Annotated in this window: 16 protein-coding genes; 8 read left to right on the top strand and 8 right to left on the bottom strand. The window is 67.2% G+C overall.

Annotated elements, in window-relative coordinates; all coding sequences use genetic code 11:
- Positions 1-49: 49 nt before the first annotated feature.
- Positions 50-2728: a M1 family metallopeptidase gene (locus tag LF63_RS12050; protein ID WP_043102130.1), complete on the top strand. Its 2679-nt coding sequence runs from the start codon at positions 50-52 to the stop codon at positions 2726-2728.
- A 100-nt stretch (positions 2729-2828) separates the two neighbouring features.
- On the opposite strand, the gene LF63_RS12045 is transcribed toward LF63_RS12050, so the two are convergent.
- Positions 2829-3764 (bottom strand): alpha/beta hydrolase, encoded by a 936-nt coding sequence (locus LF63_RS12045; RefSeq protein WP_043102127.1) that lies wholly within the window; start codon positions 3762-3764, stop codon positions 2829-2831.
- Positions 3765-3872: 108 nt separating this feature from the next.
- Here LF63_RS12045 and prmC point away from each other — a divergent pair, with 108 nt between their 5' ends.
- On the top strand, positions 3873-4730 hold the full coding sequence (gene prmC / locus LF63_RS12040) for a peptide chain release factor N(5)-glutamine methyltransferase (protein ID WP_043102124.1): 858 nt from the start codon (positions 3873-3875) through the stop codon (positions 4728-4730).
- 134 nt (positions 4731-4864) lie between these two features.
- Complete coding sequence (locus LF63_RS12035; RefSeq protein ID WP_043102122.1) at positions 4865-5674, top strand: sulfotransferase family protein; 810 nt, start codon at positions 4865-4867, stop codon at positions 5672-5674.
- A 251-nt stretch (positions 5675-5925) separates the two neighbouring features.
- Here LF63_RS12035 and dxs read toward each other — a convergent pair whose 3' ends face one another.
- Complete coding sequence (gene dxs, locus LF63_RS12030; protein WP_043102119.1) at positions 5926-7812, bottom strand: 1-deoxy-D-xylulose-5-phosphate synthase; 1887 nt, start codon at positions 7810-7812, stop codon at positions 5926-5928.
- A 133-nt stretch (positions 7813-7945) separates the two neighbouring features.
- Entirely contained in the window at positions 7946-8539 is a 594-nt protein-coding gene (locus tag LF63_RS12025) for an HNH endonuclease (RefSeq protein WP_043102117.1), read from the bottom strand.
- Between the two features lie 276 nt (positions 8540-8815).
- Here LF63_RS12025 and LF63_RS12020 point away from each other — a divergent pair, with 276 nt between their 5' ends.
- A complete protein-coding gene (locus LF63_RS12020; RefSeq protein WP_184655099.1) occupies positions 8816-9616 on the top strand; it encodes a SapC family protein in 801 nt (266 codons plus the stop codon).
- Positions 9617-9718: 102 nt separating this feature from the next.
- Here the strand turns inward: LF63_RS12020 and LF63_RS12015 are convergent, their stop codons facing one another.
- The 3 genes from LF63_RS12015 to LF63_RS12005 form a co-directional block, all read right to left on the bottom strand.
- Positions 9719-10198, bottom strand: a complete 480-nt coding sequence (locus LF63_RS12015; RefSeq protein ID WP_043102114.1) for a GNAT family N-acetyltransferase — start codon at positions 10196-10198, stop codon at positions 9719-9721.
- A gap of 112 nt (positions 10199-10310) precedes the next feature.
- On the bottom strand, positions 10311-12086 hold the full coding sequence (locus LF63_RS12010; protein ID WP_043102109.1) for an acyl-CoA dehydrogenase C-terminal domain-containing protein: 1776 nt from the start codon (positions 12084-12086) through the stop codon (positions 10311-10313).
- Between the two features lie 30 nt (positions 12087-12116).
- Positions 12117-12581: a hypothetical protein gene (locus LF63_RS12005; RefSeq protein ID WP_043102107.1), complete on the bottom strand. Its 465-nt coding sequence runs from the start codon at positions 12579-12581 to the stop codon at positions 12117-12119.
- A 130-nt stretch (positions 12582-12711) separates the two neighbouring features.
- Between LF63_RS12005 and LF63_RS12000 the strand changes: the two genes are divergently transcribed.
- Complete coding sequence (locus LF63_RS12000) at positions 12712-13179, top strand: SET domain-containing protein (RefSeq protein ID WP_043102104.1); 468 nt, start codon at positions 12712-12714, stop codon at positions 13177-13179.
- Positions 13180-13234: 55 nt separating this feature from the next.
- Complete coding sequence (locus LF63_RS11995) at positions 13235-13732, top strand: GreA/GreB family elongation factor (RefSeq protein WP_043102103.1); 498 nt, start codon at positions 13235-13237, stop codon at positions 13730-13732.
- 277 nt (positions 13733-14009) lie between these two features.
- On the opposite strand, the gene LF63_RS16325 is transcribed toward LF63_RS11995, so the two are convergent.
- Together LF63_RS16325 and fusA are read right to left on the bottom strand one after the other, a co-directional pair.
- Entirely contained in the window at positions 14010-14324 is a 315-nt protein-coding gene (locus LF63_RS16325) for a hypothetical protein (protein ID WP_043102100.1), read from the bottom strand.
- 92 nt (positions 14325-14416) lie between these two features.
- Positions 14417-16468: an elongation factor G gene (gene fusA, locus LF63_RS11985; protein ID WP_043102098.1), complete on the bottom strand. Its 2052-nt coding sequence runs from the start codon at positions 16466-16468 to the stop codon at positions 14417-14419.
- 539 nt (positions 16469-17007) lie between these two features.
- Between fusA and LF63_RS11975 the strand changes: the two genes are divergently transcribed.
- Positions 17008-17559, top strand: coding sequence for a glycine zipper 2TM domain-containing protein (locus LF63_RS11975; protein WP_043102088.1), 552 nt, complete (start codon positions 17008-17010; stop codon positions 17557-17559).
- 1909 nt (positions 17560-19468) lie between these two features.
- On the top strand, positions 19469-20020 hold the full coding sequence (locus LF63_RS11955; RefSeq protein WP_043102088.1) for a glycine zipper 2TM domain-containing protein: 552 nt from the start codon (positions 19469-19471) through the stop codon (positions 20018-20020).
- Positions 20021-20213: the final 193 nt, after the last annotated feature.

The raw sequence follows: 20213 nt of genomic DNA, 5'->3' as shown, positions 1-20213 counted from the left end.
CCACCGCGTAGCGTGCGTCGTTGCATCCCACGATCCGGAGTTCACGATCATGCAACGTTTTGCCCGCACGCTCGCGCTCACTGCGCTGGCGGCCTGCTGCACCTCCGCCTTCGCGGCCGGCGCCGACATGAAACCGCCGCTGGAGCGCCTGCCCGGCTGGGCGGTGCCCGAGGCCTACACGCTGGACCTGCGCGTCGATCCGGCGCAGACCCGCTTCGCCGGCGTCACCACGATCCGTGTCGACCTGAAGAAGGCGGCCGACCACGTGTGGATGCACGGCAAGGACCTGAAGGTGTCCAAGGTGCGCGTGATCGACGCCAAGGGCGTCGCCCATGACGCGACCTACGTCGACGCCGCGCCGAAACAGGGCGTGGTGCGCATCGACTTCGGCACCACCCTGCAGCCGCAGGAACTGAAGCTGGTGTTCGATTACACGGCGCCGTTCAACAACCAGTTGCAGGGGCTGTACAAGGTCACCCGCGACGGACGCCCGTACGCGATGACGCAGATGGAGCCGATCAGCGCGCGCTACGCCTTCCCGAGCTTCGACGAACCCGGCTTCAAGACGCCGTACAAGATCGTCCTGACCGTGCCCAACGACGAAGTTGCCGTCGCCAACACCGCCATCGCCAAGTCCAGCAAGGACGGCAAGGGCTGGAAGACGCTGGACTTCAAGACCACGCAGCCGCTGCCGACCTACCTGGTCGCCTTCGCGGTCGGTCCGTGGGACGTGGTGTCGGGCGGCGAGATCAAGGCCAACGCGTGGCGCAAGGAGCCTATCCGCCTGCGCGGTATCGCCCCGCACGGCGAGGGTTCGCGCATCCACATCGCGCTGGGCGAGACGCCGATCATCATCCAGACCCTGGAGCAGTACTACGGTTTCGGCTACCCGTTCGGCAAGCTCGACCTGCTGGCCGCGCCGGACTTCTCCGCCGGCGCGATGGAGAACGCGGGTCTGGTCACCTTCCGCGACTGGCTGATGCTGATGGACAAGGATTCGCCGTCCGACGCCGTGCGCAATTCCTTCAACGTGCAGGCGCACGAACTGGCGCATCAGTGGACCGGCGACACGGTGACGCTGGACTGGTGGAACGACATCTGGCTGAACGAGGCGTTCGCCACCTGGATGCAGCAGAAGGTCACCGCCAAGGTGCATCCGGAATACCGCGCCGACCTGGATCGCGTCAGCCGCGCCGAGGGCGCGATGGGCAACGACAGCCTGGTCAGCGCGCGCAAGATCCGTCAGCCGATCACCGGCAACGGCGACATTCAGACCGCGTTCGACGGCATCACCTACCAGAAGGGTGCGGCGGTGATCGGCATGTTCGAGCACTACGTCGGCGTCGACACCTTCCGCAAGGGCATGCGCGCCTACATCCAGGCGCACAAGTTCGGCAACGCCAAGACCAGCGATCTGGTCGACGCGATCGCCAAGGCGGCCGGCAAGGGCGATGCGTTCAAGCATGCCTTCAACAGCTTCCTCGACCAGTCCGGCGTGCCGATGGTCTCCACGCGCCTGGACTGCAGCGGCAAGCATCCGGTGCTGCATCTGAGCCAGGACCGCTACCTGCCGCTGGGTTCGAGCGGTGATCCGAACCGTCTCTGGGGGGTTCCCGTCTGCGTGCGCACCGGCGCGGGCAAGGCCGCCGTGCAATGCCAGATGCTCGACAGCAAGACGGCCACCATGCAACTGTCCGGCGGGCAGTGCCCGGCCTGGTACATGCCCAACGCCGACGCGCGCGGCTACTACCGCTTCAGCATGGACAAGACCGACCTGGCCAAGCTCAGCGCGCACCTCGACGGACTGAACGACGCCGAGAAACTGGCCTACGCCGATGCCGTCGACGCCGCCTTCCGCCGCGGCGACATCGACGCCTCCGCGGCGATGGAAGCCGTGCGCCGGCTGGCGCCGGAGAAGACCCGACAAGTGGCCCTGGCGCCGCTCGATACCTTCGAGTGGATCTGGGTTCACGAGGCGCAGACCGACGCCCAGCGGGCCGCGCTGCGCAAGCTGGCCGCCGACGCCTATCTGCCGCGACTGCAGAAGCTGGGCTACGTCAAGCGCAAGGGCGAATCCTCGGACGATGCGCTGACGCGCCGTTCGCTGGCCGGTTTCCTTGGGCTGGACGTAAAGCTGCCTGCCGTGCGCGAAGCGTTGATGAAACAGGCCGACGCGGCGCTCAAGAAGGGGGCGGATGGCCGTCTGAATCTGGATGCCGCGAACCCCGATTTGCTGGCGGCCGATCTGTCGGTGGCGGTGGAGGAGAAGGGCGAACCGGTGGTCGGCACGCTGATCGCCGAACTGGATCGCACCACCGATCCCGCGCGTCGCAACGCCATGCTGGCGGCGCTCACGCATGCGCAGGGCGCGCAGGCCGAGCGGGTCTGGAACTACTCGCTCAGCCCACAGGTGAAGGTCGGTGAGATGGCGCGTCTGCTGTACGGCACCCGCGACACGCGCGCCGGCCGCGATGCGCTGTGGACCTGGTTCAAGGGGCACTACGATCCGCTGGTCAAGCGCACCGGTACCTTCGCCAGCGGCTACGTGCCCAATCTGGCGGGCGGTGGCGGCTGCTCGATGGAGGAAGCCGATCGTCTGCAGGCCTTTTTCCAGCCTCGCCTCGGCGATCTTCCCGGCGCCGATCGCGGCCTGGCGCAGACCACCGAGTCGATCAAGCTGTGCGCAGCGTTGAAGAAAGCGCAGAACCCGGACGCGATCACGCGCTGATCGCTCCGCGTTCGTGGACAGGCAGCGGGCGGCTTCGGCCGCTCGTTGTCGTATGTGTGCAGGCTCCGTTCCTGCGGCACATGGCGATGCACTGACGCCGCTACGGCGACGCTGTCGAAGTTTCGCTCGTGGATGCGGTCGCCATGACTGCGCGCGCGTCCAGACTGTGCGCGTCGATGAAGCGCAGCGCATCGTGCAGGGTCGGCGCCTTGGAGCGGAACGGATGGGACAGCGACAGCAGCAGACCGGCATGGCTGACGCCGCTGTACACATGCGCCTGCACCTGCTCGCCGTGTTCGCGCAACGCCGCGGCCAGCGACAGCGCGTTGTCCGGCGCCACCACCCCGTCGTCGCCACCCTGCAGCAGCAGCATCGGCGGTTCGTTGCCGTCCACGAAGGCCACCGGTTGCGAGCGCATCTGCTGGGCATGCGTGGCGCCGAAGAGGTCGATGTAGACCTGCTCGCGCAGCGGCAGGAAATCGTACGGACCGGCCAGGCCGATGAAGCCGCGCAACTGCCGCGGTCGCATGCCGACGCGGTGCAGCCAGGTTTCGTCGGTGGCCAGCAGCGCGCCGATGTGCGCGCCCGCGGAATGCCCCATCAGGAAAAGATCGTCCGGATCGCCGCCGTAGTCGGCGGCGTGCGCATGCGTCCAGGCCACGGCCCGCGCCGCATCGTGCATGAAGCCGTCCAGCTTCACCTGCGGGAACTTGCGGTAATCGGGCACCACGACGACCAGTCCCTGGCGCGCCAGCCTCTTGCCGGCCCAGCGGTACCACTGCCGTTTGCCGTCCTGCCATGCGCCGCCATAGAAGAACACCACCACGGGGGCATGTGTTGCGTCAACGGGACGGTAGACGTCGAGCGCGAGGCGGTGCGCGCGGTCGAACACGATGCAGCGATGCACGCGCACGTCGCGGCGCGGCGTGACGCCGTTCAAGGCGGAGAAAAAGGTGGCCTCGCAGGCGCTCAGGCACAGCGGCAGGAGTCCGGCGAGCAGCAGACGCGTCAGCGTTCGCAGGCGGGGAGAAGGCATCGTTGCACGTTCCTTGGGTCGAGATCGGTACACTCTTCGATCTACGGTCGCGGTCCAGGCATAGATGCAACGGAGCGGATCGGGTTCATCTTCGAGCAGGGTGCATGCATGGTCTCAACGACGCCGGTACGCGAACTTCTGGTTGGCGCCGCCGCTTGCGGGGTCGAGCGCGGCGAGGCCGAGTTGCTGCTGATGCATGCCCTCGGCGTCGACCGCGCCTGGCTGTTCGCGCATGCGACCGATCCTGTGGACGTGTCCACGGCGCAGGCCTTCGAGGCGCTGCTGCAGCGGCGCGCCCAGGGCGAGCCCGTGGCCTACATGCTCGGACGGCGCGGATTCTGGAATCTCGATCTGGAGGTCACTCCGGCGACCTTGATTCCGCGTCCGGAAACCGAACGACTGGTCGAACTGGCGCTGCAGCGCATGCCCGAGGGGGTACCCGTACAGGTGGCCGATCTCGGCACCGGCAGCGGCGCGATCGCTCTGGCCCTGGCATCCGAACGACCGCAGGCCCGCGTGACAGCCGTCGATCTTTCCATGCAGGCGCTGCAGGTCGCGCGGCGCAACGCCGTGGCGCACGATCTCCCGCAGGTCGAGTTCCTGCACGGCGACTGGTACCAGCCGCTGGCCGGTCGCACGTTCGATCTGATCGTCTCCAATCCGCCCTACATCGAACGCGACGACATCCATGTCCGGCAGGGCGATCTGCGCTTCGAGCCGCTCGATGCCCTGGTGTCTGGTGCCGATGGCCTCGACGCCATCCGTACCCTGATCGCCGGTGCGGCGCGGCATCTTCGCGATGGCGGGTGGCTGCTGTTCGAGCACGGCTGGAATCAGGGCGAGGCCGCTCGGCGTCTGCTCGTCGACGCCGGATTCGCGGACGCGTTCACCGCACGCGACCTGGAAGCGCGCGAGCGGGTCAGCGGTGCGCGGCGAACGGCGGCGTCGATCTCAGGGACATTATGACCCGAGCCGTGATCTTCCTATACTCGGTCGCAGCGGGAGCAGGTGCGTGTCTGCGTGAGCGGAAGGGTTCCCTGTGGCGAGTGACGAGCGCGAACTGATGAACTTCATCATTGCCGAATCCGGAAAGGACCATCATGCATCGCATTCACTTCATATCCGGTCTGCCGCGTTCCGGCTCGACGCTGCTCTCGGCCTTGTTGCGGCAGAACCCGCGATTCACGGCCGGTATGAGCGGTCCGGTTGCGGGGCTGCTGGGCACGATGCTCGGAGAAATGAGCGGGCGCAACGAATTCTCCGTGTTCATCGACGACGAACAGCGCCGTCGCGTACTCAAGGGCGTGGTCGAGAATTTCTACGCCGACCGTGACGAGGCCGTGATCTTCGACACCAGCCGAGCCTGGTGCGCGCGCATGAACGTGATCGCAGAACTGTTTCCGCAATCGAAGGTGATCGCCTGCGTACGGCACATGCCGTGGGTCATCGACAGCATCGAGCGTCTGGTCCAGAAGAACACCTTCCAGCCGTCGTCGATCTTCAACTACACGGTCGGCGGCACGGTATACACGCGTGCCGATGGCGTGGCCAAGGGCGACGGCATGGTCGGTTACGCCTACAACGCGCTGAAGGAAGCCTTCTTCGGTGCGCACGCCAGCCAACTGATGCTGGTGCAGTACGAGACGCTGGTGAGCGATCCGGGCAAGGCGATGGCGGCGATCTACGACTTCATCGGCGAAGCGGCTTTCCAGCACGATTTCGAGCACATCGAATTCGATGCCGAAGCTTTCGACATCAAGGCGGGTACGCCGGGGCTGCACACGGTGCGTCCGAAGGTCGGCGCGGTCGAGCGCCGGACGGTGCTGCCGCCGGATGTGTTCAATCGCTTCGAGAACGACGCCTTCTGGCGCAATCCGGAATTGAACATCCACGGGGTTCCGATCGTGTAACGAGCGGGCCCGAAGCCGTTCGCGTCCGCTCCTGCCGGCGGGTCGGTGCGGCAACGAGTTCATCTGTACGTTGGGGGTGGCCATGCGGCGCGCCGGGAGGCGACGCTATCGTGGCACGGCGCGGCGGGCCACCATTACCACGGCAACAGCGGCATGCTGCAGGCGCGCTACAGCTGGTAAGCGGCCGCACGTGGGAAACGGAAAAGGCCCGCCATCGCGCGGGCCTTTTTCCTGGGCCGCGATGGCATGCTTCAGCCGTTGGCCGTGGTGCGTTGCGCCAGCTGGGGGAAGCGCGCCAGGATGGCGCGGCGCATCGACGGGAGGTCGAGTCCGGCCATGCTCAGCACTTCCTCGCGGCTGCCGTGTTCGAGGAACTTGTCGGGCAGTCCGAGGTGCAGGATCGGCAGAACGATGCCATGCGCGGCCAGGCATTCGGCCACGCCGGAACCGGCGCCGCCGGCGACGGCATTGTCCTCGAACGTGACGATGGCCTCGTGGGTCTTCGCCAGTTCCAGAATCATCGCTTCGTCGAGCGGCTTCACGAAACGCATGTTGACCAGCGTCGCGTCCAGTTCGGCGGCCAGTTCGGCGGCCGGGGCCAGCATCGCGCCGAACGAGAGCAGGGCCAGACCGTGACCGCGCCGGCGCAGCTCGGCCTTGCCGATGGGCAGGGTTTCGAGATCCGCGTGGATCACCACGCCGGGGCCGTTGCCGCGCGGATAGCGCACCGCGGCGGGACCTTGGTGCTTGAAGCCGGTGCTGAGCATGGCGCGGCATTCGTTCTCGTCGGCCGGCGCCATCACCACCATGTTCGGCAGGCAGCGCAGGTAGCTGAGGTCGAAGCTGCCCGAGTGCGTGTCGCCGTCGGGGCCGACCACGCCGCCGCGGTCGACCGCGAACAGCACGTCGAGGTTCTGCAGCGCCACGTCGTGGATGGCCTGGTCATAGGCGCGCTGCAGGAAGGTGGAGTAGATCGCCACCACCGGCTTGGCGTCCTCGCAAGCCATGCCGGCGGCCAGCGTTACCGCATGCTGTTCGGCGATGGCGACGTCGAAGTAGCGCTGCGGATATTCGCGCGAGAAGCGCACCAGGCCGGAACCTTCGCGCATGGCCGGGGTGATGCCATACAGGCGCTCGTCGGCGGCGGCCATGTCGCACAGCCAGTCGCCGAAGACCTGGGTGTAGGTGATCTTGCCGGCGGCCTTCTTGACCACGCCGGCCTGCGGGTCGAATGGGCCGACGGCGTGGTAGTCGATCTGCGCGTTCTCGGCCGGCGCGTAGCCCTTGCCCTTGGTGGTGATGACGTGCAGCAGCTGTGGGCCGGGCAGATCCTTGACCGTCTTCATGGCCGCGACCAGCGCATCCATGTCGTGACCGTCGATCGGGCCGGTGTAGTGGAAGCCCAGTTCCTCGAACAGCGTCGAGGGCATGAACATGCCTTTGGCGTGTTCCTCCCAGCGCTTGAAGAAGCGGCCCATGAACGATTGTCGCGGAATCGCGCGCTTGGCGCGTTCGCGCCAGCTGTTGAGGGTGCGGTTGGCGAGCAGGCGCGCCAGCATCTTGGTCAGCGCACCGACGTTCTCGCTGATCGACATGCCGTTGTCGTTGAGCACGACCAGCATCTCGGGTTCGACATCGCCGCCGTGGTTCATGGCCTCGAAGGCCATGCCGGCGGTCATCGCGCCGTCGCCGATCACGGCGACGATCTTGCGCATGTCGCCGCGGCGCTGGTTGGCGATGGCCATGCCCAGCGCGGCCGAAATCGAGGTCGAGGAGTGGCCGACGCCGAAGGTGTCGTACTCGCTTTCCTCGCGGCGCGGGAACGGCGCCAGACCGTCCTTCTTCTTGATCGTGGTGATGCGGTCGCGGCGGCCGGTCAGAATCTTGTGCGGGTAGCACTGGTGGCCGACGTCCCAGACCAGGCGATCGTGCGGCGTGTCGAACAGCCAGTGCAGGGCGACGGTCAGCTCGACCACGCCCAGGCCGGCACCGAAGTGGCCGCCGGAGCTGGCGACCGATTCGATCAGGTAGGCGCGCAGTTCGTCGGCGACGTCCTGCAGTTGCGCTTCCGAGAGTTGGCGCAGGTCGGCCGGGCTCTCGATGCGGGCCAGAAGGGGGTAGCGAGCAGCGTCGATCATCGTCGTATTTTCGCACCAACGGTGCCGTCTGTCCCGTGCCGCGCGCAAACGCCGCGTTCAGGGACATCCTGAATCGTGCGGCGGGCATTTTCGGGGCGTGGCGAGGGCGTTTCCGGGCGCGGCTGCGCGCCGATCAGCAGGCCCGGCGCTTGCGCGGCAGGTGGCTGACCAGGAACTGCATCTGATCGGCCAGGATGTTGCGATTGGACAGGATCAGGTGCTCGACCCAGCTGGGCCGGTACGGCACGGCCAGCAGCGGCATGTGCGCCTGCTGCGGGGTGCGGTTGCCCTTGCGCAGGTTGCAGTGGGTGCAGGCGCTGACCACGTTCTCCCAGATGTCGCGGCCGCCGCGCGAGACCGGCATGACATGGTCGCGGGTCAGCGCGCTGCGCGCGAAGCGTTCGCCGCAATACAGGCACAGGTACTTGTCACGGGCGAACAGGGCGTTGTTGGTCAGGGCCGGCGAAGGCGCGATGCCGCTGGCCCGGCAGTGGCCGGTGCTGGCGACGATCGGATGCAGCTGCAGCGTGGTCTGCGCGCCGGTCAGGCGATTGGTGCCGCCGTGCACGGTGAGGCAGGGATCGCCGAGGGTCCAGGCCACGGCGTCGCGAACGTAGAGACAAACGGCGTCCTGCCAGCTGATCCAGTCGAGAATCCGACCGCCGGCATCCAGCGCCAGCACCCGCGTGGAGTGCAGGTCGTGCATGTTCGAATCTTCCGTCAGCATCTGCGTATCGATCCCTCGTGGTGGGGCGAGATAAGCGTTCCTGCCGGGGGGCGTGCCTTTCGCGCGGCCCCGATTCCTGCTTTTTCCCGAGCATAGCGGAAAAAACCCGTTTTTTAACCTTTTGCGCAGGTGCCGGGCGGATTTCAGCCTACTACCCGAATGTGGCGATGGTCTTACTGCCCGGGCGGTGCGCTGGTATGATCAGGGATTGACCAAAAACCGTCGTTGCGTTCCCGAGGACCCCGGAGGGGCGGTCCGGCGCGGCGGTAGCGAGGAATGATCAACGTGAGCGAAGTTCTTTTCTACGAGCGTCCGGTGCCGCTCAACCGCGAATCCCACAAGGATCTGCGTATCAAGCCGATGGCCGACATGTCTTTCACGGCCAAGACCCATTCGGTGCCGCTGGCCAGCATCGAGTTTCCGTCGGCGGCCCATCACTATCCGATCCTGTTCGGCGGCAACAGTGTCGAGGACGCCAATCCGATCGCGCTGCTGGGCGTGCGCCAGCACGAGAATCTGATGGTCAACGAGGACGGCTTGTGGGATCGCAGCACCTACATCCCCGCGTTCGTGCGTCGTTACCCGTTCGTGCTGGCCGAGAAATCCGAGGACGGCGAGGGCGACGATTTCGCGGTGTTCCTCGATGAGTCCTACGAGGGCTTCAACAACGAGGAAGGCGAGCGTCTGTTCAACGAGGACGGCAGCGACACCGACACCCTCAAGCAGGCGGTCGGTTTCCTCGGCGAGTTCCAGCAGCACATCAATCGCACCAAGGCGTTCATGAAGCGCGTGCGCGAGCTGGACCTGCTGGTTGCCCGCAACATCGAAATCAAGATGCCGGACAAGAACACGGTGCTGAACGGCCTGTTCGTGATCGACGAAGAGAAGCTGCACAAGCTCGACGCCGAGACCATCCACGGTCTGCTTCAGGACGGTTCGCTGGGCTGGATCCACGCGCACCTGTTCTCGCTGTCGAACCTCGACGGCATCATCCAGCGTCTGCATGCGCGCTTCACGCCGGAGGAGCGTCAGCGCTTCGTCGAGCGCATGCGCGAGGAGACGGTCGAGAACGCGTAACGCGTTCCACGCCGAACCCGACCGGTTGCCGGTGTCGGCACCGCGCTCGAGCAACGCCCGTCCAGCGATGGACGGGCGTTCTGCTTTCTGCGGGCGCGAATCTCAGGACAGCGGCATGGCCATGCGCACCAGATCGACGTCGAAGCCGGCGGCCTCGTACATCTTGCGTGCGCGTTCGTTGCCCGGGAATACGGCCAGCGTGATCATGTGGCAGTGATGTTCGTGCGCCCACTCGCGGCTGTGGTCGAGCAGTGCCCGGCCGATGCCGCGGCCTTCCTGTTTTGGCGACACGGCCAGATCGGAAATGTGGCAGTTGGTGCGGCCGTTGAAGAAGTCCTGCGTCTTCTGCAGATGCACGAAACCCAGCCGCCGACCGCTTTCGCGGTCCTCGGCCACGAACATGAAGCTGTTGGCGGGCGAGTCTTCCAGGTGTTCGGAGAGATCCTTGCGGATGCCTTCGATGCACTCGTTGCGCCGTCGCCATGCGGGCAGCGTGAAATCCACAAAGCGCGGGACCAGGCCGATGATGAAGTCATCGTCGTCGGGTCGGGCCAGACGGATCAGGAAGGGCGAATCGCTCATGACAGCTCGCGGGTACGGCGCTCGAGGCGCGGGTGTGCAGTTCTACACCTTCGCGGCGACGCCGGAAAGTGCGTTCGGTACCGCTCTCGTGTCGCCAGTCGGCGCGCGTGAGCTAGCGCACGACGGGCAGACCGGCGAGACCGGACTGCATCGCCGCCAGATGCGTGTGCGTGCGCGGCAGGATGCGCTGGAAGTAGAAGCGCGCGGTGTCGCGTTTCTCGCTGCGCGTTTCCGCATCCAGCGACGAGGCGTCGAGCGTCGCCACGGTGCGCGCCCATAGCCACGCCAGCACGATGTAGCCGGAGTAGAACAGGTAGTCCACCGCGGCCGCGCCGATCTCGTCGGGATCGTCCTGGGCGCGTTTGCCGAGTTCCTGGGTCAGGTCGCTCCAGGTCTTGGTGTGCACGGCAAGCGGGCCGACGAAGGTACCTAGCGCTTCGTCCCCCGCATGCTGTTGGCAGAACGCGGCGATGTCGCCGAGCACGTGTTTCAGGCCCGCGCCCTGCAACTGCATGACCTTGCGTCCGAGCAGGTCCAGGGCCTGGATGCCGGTGGTGCCTTCGTACAGCGTGGTGATGCGCGCATCGCGGGCGAACTGTTCGATGCCGTGCTCGGCGATGTAGCCGTGACCGCCGTAGGTCTGCAGCGCGTGGTAGGTGCACTCGACGGCCGCTTCGGTCAGCAGCGCCTTGCAGATCGGAATCAGGAAACCCAGTACCTCGCCGGCGCGGGCGCGTTCGTCGGCGTCCTCGCTACGTTCCTCGATGTCGCTCTGCAGCGCCGCGTACAGCGCCAGCGCGCGGCCGCCCTCGGCGAAGGCGCGCTGGGTCAGCAGCATGCGGCGCACATCGGGATGCACGATGATCGGATCGGCGGCCTTGTCCGGCGCCACCGCGCCCGAAAGCGCGCGCATCTGCAGACGTTCGCGGCAGTAGGCGAGGCTGTTCTGGTAGGCGCGCTCGATCAGCGACAGGCCCTGGATGCCCACCGCCAGGCGCGCGGCGTTCATCATGGTGAACATGGCCATCAGGCCCTTGTGCGGCTGGCCGATCAGGTAGCCCTCGGCGCCGTCGAAGTTCATCACGCAGGTGGCCGAACCCTTCAGGCCCATCTTGTGCTCGATGGCGCCGCAGGCAGCGGCGTTGCGCTCGCCCATCGCACCGTCGCGGTCGACCTTGAACTTGGGCACGATGAACATCGAGATGCCGCGGCTGCCGGCCGGCGCGTTGGGCAGTCGCGCCAGCACCAGATGCACGATGTTCTCGGTGAAGTCGTGCTCGCCGGCGGTGATGAAGATCTTGGTGCCGGTGATGCGGTAGGTGCCGTTCTCGCCCGGTTCCGCGCGCGTCTTCAGCAGACCCAGGTCGGAGCCGGCCTGCGGCTCGGTCAGACACATCGTGCCGGTCCAGCGGCCTTCGACGATGGGCTTCAGGAACGCTTCGCGCTGCCAGTCCTCGCCATGCGCCAGCAGCGCATCGGTGGCGCCCTGCGACAGCAGCGGGTAGGTGCCCCAGGCCAGATTGGCCGAATCGATCATTTCCTTGACCAGCGCGCCAATGCTGTGCGGCAGCCCCTGGCCGCCGTAGGTCTCGGGCGCGGTCAGGCCGGCCCAGCCGCCGTCCACGTATTGTGCGTAGGCCTCGCGAAACCCCTGCGGCGTGCGCACGGACGCGGTGTCGCGATCGAAGTGGCAGCCTTCGGCATCGCCCTTCTGGTTCAGCGGAGCCAGCACCTGCTCGTTGAAGCGTGCGGCTTCGTTCAGTACGGCGTCGATCAATTCCCGACTCAGCGCCTCGCCGCCGGGAAGACGCGCCAGCACGGCGTCGCCGCCGAGCAGGTCGTAGAAGGCAAAGCGCATGTCGTCGAGCGGAGCGGCGTAGAGCGTCATATCGAATCCTGGTGGTGCGGCGCGCGTGGTTTAGCGCCAGGTGTTGGCGATGCCCGGTACCGGCGACAGCCAGGTGTCGCCGCTCTTCACCTTAAACGTGCGGGGCTTCTTGTCCTGCTCCGGCGTGCCGGTCGCGGTGCCCTCGAGTTGGTAGCGGACGGCGTTGCCGGCGAGCAGCCTGGCCGCGGTCGGCGAGGGCGTGATGCGTACGTCGGCGACGTCGACCGACAGCGCCGGAATGTCGAGATCGATGGCCTGGTCGATGCGGCCCGCGTCGGCGCCGTGCAGCTTCATGTCCAGATTCACCGCGCGGAACTTCACGCCGTCGTAGCTGTTGTTCTGGATGCGCAATTGCATGCGCCACTGGCCGTCGGCGCCGACGTGCAGCTGCTGGATGCTGACCAGCGGAGGAAACACGCTCTTGCGCGTGGGTCCGCAGGCGCTCAGGGCGACGATCGCGACGATCAGGGTTGCCACGCTCAGAACGCGTTTCATGCCAGCCTCCAAACGAATGTTCGAATTTCGATTCTAACGCCCGCCGGCGCGGATGCCACCCTTGCGACATCGCGGCCTTGCAATCGTTCGTGCGCAGGGCATGATGCTCCTTTTGCGCGAAGACCTCTCCATGCCACGACGCATCGCCGCCCGCCGTTCGCCGATCCACGGCAATGGCGTGTTCGCCACCGCCCCCATCGCCAAGGGCGAGACCGTCATCCAGTACAAGGGTCGCCTGATCACGCACGCCCAGGCCGATCGTCAGTACGGCGACGGTGCCGACACCGGCCACACGTTCCTGTTCACGCTGAACGACAAGTACATCCTCGACGCCAACTTCGACGGCAACAACGCGCGCTGGATCAACCACAGCTGCGACCCGAACTGCGAGGCGACCATCGAGGAAGCCGCGGACGGCAATCCGAAGCACGACAAGGTGCTGATCGAAGCGCTGCGCGACATCGCGCCGGGCGAGGAACTGACCTACAACTACGGCATCGTGCTCGAAGTGCCGCACACGGCGAAGATGAAGAAGCTGTGGGCCTGCCGCTGCGGCGCGTCCAACTGCACGGGCACCCTGCTGCAGCCCAAGCGCTGAACGAACGGTCGCGCCATGGCTTGAATCGGCGCGTGCACGCACCCAGTTCGGGAGCATGAGCCGAGCATTCGTCAAGGAATCCGATACGCCGGCCGGCAGCGAATTGCCGGAACGGCCGATCAGTCCGCATCCCAATTACGTCACGCCCTCCGGACTGGCGCAGTTGCGCGCAGGCCTGGACGAGGCGCAGGCGCGCAAGCAAGCGCTGGCGGCCGAAGGCGATGACATGGAGGCCAAGGCGGAGCTGAAGGCGCTCGAACGCGACCTCCGTTGGCTGGAGTCGCGGGTGGGCAGTGCGCGCGTGGTCGATCTGGACGGCCAGCCGCGCGACCGCGTGGCGTTCGGCGCGAGCGTGCGCGTGGCCGACGACGAAGGCGAACACACCTACCGCATCGTCGGCGAGGACGAAGCCGGTGCGGATCGCTACCTGGTCAGCTACGTGTCACCGCTGGCCAAGGCGTTGCTGGGTGCGAAAGTCGGCGATGAAGTGGTGTGGAAACGCCCGGCGGGCGATCGCACCATCGAAGTGTTGAGTATCGATTACCCCGCCTGAGCACCGAGGCCGGTTCCGTTTCCTCGCCCGGATCGAGATGCCCCTCCGGAGATGTTCCGGATCGGTGCTGTACGCATGCGCGAAGTGCGTGGATCGCCAGAGATCGATGATGCGGTGATGGCCGCAAGGCCGACCAGCGCGACGCCGACGGGTGAGGGGCTTCCGCCTCTGTTCGTCGATCGTCCATCATCCAGATGGGCGCTTGCACGCGCCTGTTCCTGACGACAACGGACCGGAACGCGGACGTTCCGGTCCGGATGGGGTGCATGGTCGAGCGTCAGTGGCCGGTGACGCGGTAGCCCAGATGCAGGTCGATGCGATCGCCTGCCTTGAGTTGCGCGATGGACGGCGGCGGGAAATGCACGACCAGAGGCATGCCCAGGGAGGTCACTTTGACGATGCCGGTCTTGTGATCGACCGACGTCACGGTACCGGGCATGGTGTGTTCACCCATCATCGGCGTTTTGTCCATCATGTTCTTGCCGGCCTGCATGCCCGGTCCGGATGCCGCGGGTGCGCTTGCCTGCGCGGCAAGCGCCAGCGACATGGCCGTGAACAGGGTCAGAGCGATCAGGGAAAGATGCTTGCGCATGATTCATACCTCCTTGCGTGTAGCTGTCGGATGGGTTCCCACCGTAGCGCGGCGCGGCTGTAGCTGCGCCAACGATGCGTATGGCGCGGTACTCAAACGGCCTCCGCGTGCGGCCGCCAGGCGTCGCTGAGCCGCTTCTGCACGGGTGCCGGAACGGCTTCGTAGTGGCTCATCTCCATCGCGTAGCGGCCTTGGCCGCCGGTCATCGATTTCAGTTCGGTCTGGTAGTCGGTCAGTTCGGCCAGCGGAACCTGCGCCTTGATGACCAGCTCGCCGCTGCGCAACGCGTCGGTGCCGAGGATGCGCGCCCTGCGCGAGGCCAGGCTGCCGGTGACGTCGCCGACGCTGGCCTCGGGAATCGACACGTCCAGGTTGACGATCGGTTCGAGCACCAGCGGCCCGGCCTTGCTCACGGCGTCGAGGAAGGCCTTGCGTCCGGCGGTGACGAAGGCGATCTCCTTGGAATCGACCGGGTGGTGCTTGCCGTCGAGCACGGTCACGCGCACGTCCTGTATCGGATAGCCGGCGGTCGCGCCACTTTCCATCGCCTGCAGCACGCCTTTCTCCACGGCCGGCAGGTACTGGCCGGGAATGGTGCCGCCCTTGACCTGGTCGACGAACGCGAAACCCGCGCCGCGCGGCAGCGGTTCGACGCGCAGCAGCACCTCGCCGAATTGTCCGGCGCCGCCGGTCTGCTTCTTGTGGCGGTGATGGCCTTCGGCCGGACCCTGGATCGTCTCGCGGTAGGCGATGCGCGGCGCATGCGTTTTCACGTCGACGCCGTAGCGCTGCTTCATCCGTTCCAGCGCGACCTTCAGGTGCAGGTCGCCGAGGCCGCGCAGCACGGTTTCGTTGAGTTCCTTGTGATGCTCGACCTGCAGGCAGGGGTCTTCCTCGCACAGCCGCTGCAGGGCCTGCGACAGCTTCTGCTCCTGACCCTTGCGCGCCGGTTCCAGCGCCAGCGCGAACATCGGCTGAGGGAAATCCAGCGGCGCCAGGTGGATGTGCTGATCGGCCTGGGCGTCGTGCAGCACGGCGTCGAAATGGATCGCGTCGACCTTGGCCACGGCGGCGATCTCGCCCGGGCCGGCTTCGTCGATCTCGATGTGTTCCTTGCCTTGCAGGCGGAACAGATGGCCGACCTTGAACGGCTTGCGGCCGTCGTCGACGAACAACTGCGAATCCTTGCGCACCGTGCCCTGATGCACGCGGAACACGCTGAGCTTGCCGACGAAGGGATCGTTGACGATCTTGAACACGTCGGCCAGCACGTGGCGTTCGGGATCGGCCACGGTCAGCACCGGCTCGCTGCGACCGTCTTCGTCGCGCATGAACGGCGGCGGATTGCTCTCGGCGGGGCTGGGCAGCAGACGCACGGTCAGGTCGAGCAGTTCCCGCACGCCGGCGCCAGTGCGCGCGGAGACGAAGCAGATCGGCACCAGGTGCGCTTCGCGCAGGCATTGCTCGAAGGCATCGTGCAGTTCCTCGCGGCTCAGGTCGTCTTCGCCGGCGTCGAGGTAGTGCTCCATCACCTTCTCGTTGATTTCCACGACCTGGTCGATCATCTGCCGATGCGCCTCGGCCAGCGAGGAAAAGTCGGTGTTGCCGGTGTCGTGGAAGAAGCAGTCCAGCACCTCGGTAGCGCCGTTCGCCGGCAGGTTGACCGGCAGGCATTCGGGGCCGAAGCGCTCGCGCAGTTCGTCCACCAGCGCCGCCAGCGTCGCGCCGTCGACGCGGTCGATGCCGTTGACGACGAGCAGACGCGCCAGCCTGCGCTGGCCGGCGTAGTGCATCAGACGCTGGGTGCCGTGCTCGATGCCGGCGGCGGCGTTGACGACCACGGCCATGGTCTCGACCGCGTTCATGGCCGACAGCGTGGGGCCACGGAAATCGGCGTAGCCGGGAGTGTCGATCAGCTGGATGCGGCAGCCATCGTGTTCAAGGCTGGCGATGGCGGTATCGATGGAATGTTGGTGCTCGCGTTCGAGCGGATCGTGATCGGACACGGTGTCGCCGCGCTCGATCGTGCCTGCCGAGGAAAGGGCTGCGCCGGCATGCAGCAGGGCTTCCAAAAGGGTGGTCTTGCCGGCGCCGGCGTGGCCGGCCAGGGCGAGGTTGCGGATGGGTGCTTGGTGGTGGGACATGACCTGCCTCCCGTGAGGGGTGGTGGGTGTCCTGGTGCGTGCCGATGCAGGTGTCGCGGGTGGTTGCGGATGCGGGTCGCGAACGCATCGGTGAAGTCGAGCGAACGGCTCGTCGGGACCGGGGGCGTGCACGCCGGGCATGCAGCGACCGGTCCGGGCGCTCGAACTGCCGATCAGCGCGGAAGACCCAGAAGATCGGCAGCGCGCCGTCCGAAACCGGCTCAGACACGCTGTCTGCGCCGCGCCACGGATGTGCTGTGAATCTTCTGGGCATCATGACACCTGCACTGGGACGCGTCAGGGCATCCCTGGAGGCCGTCATGGTCGTCCGCTCGGGAACGCTGGCCGCCGGAGCGCGGTGCGCTGGGCGGGCGGTCATGGCGGGGAAGACAAGCCTTGTCCTTTTGCCGGCCGAGGTCAAGCTGCCCTGCGCAACGCGCGAGTCCGCCACGCGTTGACAGGGCCGATTTCGCAGTTAAGAGGCAATTCAAAGCGGGTACGGAGAATGCGAGTCGCACAACCGATAGAGGAGTCGTGCCATGAAACGTCTCGTTACCACCCTGACGCTCGTTGCCACCATCGCCACCAGCACGGCCGCGCTGGCCGACCCGCCCTGGGCGCGTCACGGCTACGGCGGCGAGACCTACATCGACTACGCCCGCGTGATGTCCGTGCAGCCGCTGTATCGGAGCGCCTACCGTCCGCAGCAGGTCTGCCGCGACGTGCCGGTCGGTCAGGAGGTCTATCGCGACAACGGCCATCAGGCGGCGGGCACGCTGCTCGGCGCCGTCATCGGCGGCGTGCTGGGCAACACCATCGGCAAGGGCGACGGCCGCCGGGCCGCGACCGTGGCCGGCGCGGTGGTTGGCGGCGCCATCGGCAACCGCGCCACGGCCGGCAGCGGTCGCGAGGACGTGCGCACCGCCTATGCCGAACGCTGCCGTACCCGGTCGGTCTACGCGGGCGATCGCGTGATCGGTTACGACGTCACCTACCGCTATCGCGGCGACGTCTATCGCACCCGCATGGATCACGATCCGGGCCGCCGTCTGCGCGTGCGCGTGGACGACAGCGTGCGTCCCGCGGAGTAAGCGCGCGAAGGTGCGGGAACTACGGGTACCGCGCGCACTCGAAATGCATGCCACTGGCGCGGCCGGCCTTGTCCGGCCGCGCTGTTTTACGGCTGCGCTCCGCCGCGCGGGGCGCAGCCGCAGCCAGGTACTGCCGCGCAAACCCGGCCGCTGCTAAGGTGACACGCACCGTCGGAAATCGTCACGCCGGCACGCACCGGAAACCTTCGGAACGATGATGTCAGGCAAGAACATGCAATGTGCGTTGGCGCTTGTGCGGGTCTCCGCAGGGAGCGGCGCGCGCGCATGAAGTGGCTGGGCTACGTGCATACGCCGATTGCGGAGCATCACCGCTGGACGGTGCATTCGCGGCGTTCGATCTCGACCGGGCAGGGCAGCTTCAATCGCACCACGCGGCTGATGCTGCACCAGATGCGCTGGCGCAAGCCGCCGCGGCAGTACGGGCTCAGCGTCACAGCCTGGACGCTGTCGATCATCGTGCACCTGGTGTTCGCGGCGGCGATGCTGCTGGTGCGTCCGCCGCACTATAACCCGCCGGAGCCGGAAGGCCAGGACAACGCGATCCAGGTGCGCTTCATCGACGCCACGCCGCCGCCTCCACCGCCGCCGCCGGCCGTGCCGGTGCGCCGGCAGACGCCGGTGAAGCCGCGTGTCGCGCACCGCAAGCCGAGCGCGCCGTCGCGCGCGCCGGACCTGGCGCCGATCGCGGTGCCGGCACCGTCGCGACCGAAGGTCGACGTGCAGATCGCGCAGACCCCACCGAGCATCGACGAGAAGCCGCAGCCGCTGCCGCAGGTGCAGCCGGTGCCGAAGCCGCCAGCGTCGCCGCCGAAGCCGGAAGCGCCGGCAATTGCGGTGCCGCCGCCGCAGAAGGTGGTGATGGAGCCGTCGAAGATGGCGCTGCCGCCGCCGAAAGTGACCCTGCAGTCGCAGACGTCGGTGCCGTCGCCGTCGGTCATGGATCAGCCGATCCAGATCGCGCAGGCCAAGCCGGTCCAGGGCGCGCCGAAACTGGAGGTGCAGAGCGATCAGGTCGCACCGGTCGCGGTGCAGCCGGTGCAGGCGCCGCCGGCGGCCGAACCGCAGCCGCAGCCGCAGATCGACGTCGGCAAAGTGCTGCCGCGCCAGCAGCTCGAATCCGCGCCCGCGCAGAAGATTCAGGTCGAGACCACCACCGTGGTGCAGCAGACGCCGCAGACCGTGGTCGCCGCGCCCACACCGGAAACGCCGCCCGAGGCGATGCCGGCGGCGCCGGTGCAGGCCCCCGACGTGCACATCGACATGAACGCCGCACAGACGCCGAAGATCGACGTGCCGCCGTCCGCACTGCAACCGCAGCCGCAGATCGAGACGGCGCCGCCGGTGCGCGCCGCGGTCAGCGAGGTCGCTCCCGCGCAGGCCACTTCGGTCGCGCCCGCGCGGCCGAGCACCGTGGCCGCGCCGCGTCCGGACGCGTCATGGGCGCAGCAGTCCGACCGTTTCAGCAAGAATCCGCCGCAGCCCGGTCACGGCAAGGCTGCGCAGCGGCAGGCCGGCAAGGGCAGCCCGAACGGCGTGCCCGAGTTCATCCAGCGCGAGCCGCAGGGCAATTCCGACGTGATGACGCGCCGCTATCACGGCCTGGACTACAAGCCGACCATCTTCGACAAGTACTGGGCGCCGGACAATCAGGACGCGCTGACGGCCTGGTTGCAGAAACTGGTGGACGCGCTGAGCTTCAAGAAGACCTTCGATCTGGGCCGCNGTCATGGCGGGGAAGACAAGCCTTGTCCTTTTGCCGGCCGAGGTCAAGCTGCCCTGCGCAACGCGCGAGTCCGCCACGCGTTGACAGGGCCGATTTCGCAGTTAAGAGGCAATTCAAAGCGGGTACGGAGAATGCGAGTCGCACAACCGATAGAGGAGTCGTGCCATGAAACGTCTCGTTACCACCCTGACGCTCGTTGCCACCATCGCCACCAGCACGGCCGCGCTGGCCGACCCGCCCTGGGCGCGTCACGGCTACGGCGGCGAGACCTACATCGACTACGCCCGCGTGATGTCCGTGCAGCCGCTGTATCGGAGCGCCTACCGTCCGCAGCAGGTCTGCCGCGACGTGCCGGTCGGTCAGGAGGTCTATCGCGACAACGGCCATCAGGCGGCGGGCACGCTGCTCGGCGCCGTCATCGGCGGCGTGCTGGGCAACACCATCGGCAAGGGCGACGGCCGCCGGGCCGCGACCGTGGCCGGCGCGGTGGTTGGCGGCGCCATCGGCAACCGCGCCACGGCCGGCAGCGGTCGCGAGGACGTGCGCACCGCCTATGCCGAACGCTGCCGTACCCGGTCGGTCTACGCGGGCGATCGCGTGATCGGTTACGACGTCACCTACCGCTATCGCGGCGACGTCTATCGCACCCGCATGGATCACGATCCGGGCCGCCGTCTGCGCGTGCGCGTGGACGACAGCGTGCGTCCCGCGGAGTAAGCGCGCGAAGGTGCGGGAACTACGGGTACCGCGCGCACTCGAAATGCATGCCACTGGCGCGGCCGGCCTTGTCCGGCCGCGCTGTTTTACGGCTGCGCTCCGCCGCGCGGGGCGCAGCCGCAGCCAGGTACTGCCGCGCAAACCCGGCCGCTGCTAAGGTGACACGCACCGTCGGAAATCGTCACGCCGGCAC

It is taken from the genome of Oleiagrimonas soli, assembly GCF_000761445.1.
GTDB classification, from domain to species: Bacteria; Pseudomonadota; Gammaproteobacteria; order Xanthomonadales; family Rhodanobacteraceae; genus Oleiagrimonas; species Oleiagrimonas soli.
Note: the sequence above shows the minus strand (reverse complement) of the source record. Positions and strands in the feature narration are given on the sequence as shown.

Excerpts from the sequence above, each read along its gene's own strand:
- LF63_RS12050 (WP_043102130.1), top strand. The coding sequence starts at position 50 with ATGCAACGTTTTGCCCGCACGCTCGCGCTCACTGCGCTGGCGGCCTGC.
- LF63_RS12045 (WP_043102127.1), bottom strand. The coding sequence starts at position 3,764 with ATGCCTTCTCCCCGCCTGCGAACGCTGACGCGTCTGCTGCTCGCCGGA.
- prmC (WP_043102124.1), top strand. The coding sequence starts at position 3,873 with ATGGTCTCAACGACGCCGGTACGCGAACTTCTGGTTGGCGCCGCCGCT.
- LF63_RS12035 (WP_043102122.1), top strand. The coding sequence starts at position 4,865 with ATGCATCGCATTCACTTCATATCCGGTCTGCCGCGTTCCGGCTCGACG.
- dxs (WP_043102119.1), bottom strand. The coding sequence starts at position 7,812 with ATGATCGACGCTGCTCGCTACCCCCTTCTGGCCCGCATCGAGAGCCCG.
- LF63_RS12025 (WP_043102117.1), bottom strand. The coding sequence starts at position 8,539 with ATGCTGACGGAAGATTCGAACATGCACGACCTGCACTCCACGCGGGTG.
- LF63_RS12020 (WP_184655099.1), top strand. The coding sequence starts at position 8,816 with ATGATCAACGTGAGCGAAGTTCTTTTCTACGAGCGTCCGGTGCCGCTC.
- LF63_RS12015 (WP_043102114.1), bottom strand. The coding sequence starts at position 10,198 with ATGAGCGATTCGCCCTTCCTGATCCGTCTGGCCCGACCCGACGACGAT.
- LF63_RS12010 (WP_043102109.1), bottom strand. The coding sequence starts at position 12,086 with ATGACGCTCTACGCCGCTCCGCTCGACGACATGCGCTTTGCCTTCTAC.
- LF63_RS12005 (WP_043102107.1), bottom strand. The coding sequence starts at position 12,581 with ATGAAACGCGTTCTGAGCGTGGCAACCCTGATCGTCGCGATCGTCGCC.
- LF63_RS12000 (WP_043102104.1), top strand. The coding sequence starts at position 12,712 with ATGCCACGACGCATCGCCGCCCGCCGTTCGCCGATCCACGGCAATGGC.
- LF63_RS11995 (WP_043102103.1), top strand. The coding sequence starts at position 13,235 with ATGAGCCGAGCATTCGTCAAGGAATCCGATACGCCGGCCGGCAGCGAA.
- LF63_RS16325 (WP_043102100.1), bottom strand. The coding sequence starts at position 14,324 with ATGCGCAAGCATCTTTCCCTGATCGCTCTGACCCTGTTCACGGCCATG.
- fusA (WP_043102098.1), bottom strand. The coding sequence starts at position 16,468 with ATGTCCCACCACCAAGCACCCATCCGCAACCTCGCCCTGGCCGGCCAC.
- LF63_RS11975 (WP_043102088.1), top strand. The coding sequence starts at position 17,008 with ATGAAACGTCTCGTTACCACCCTGACGCTCGTTGCCACCATCGCCACC.
- LF63_RS11955 (WP_043102088.1), top strand. The coding sequence starts at position 19,469 with ATGAAACGTCTCGTTACCACCCTGACGCTCGTTGCCACCATCGCCACC.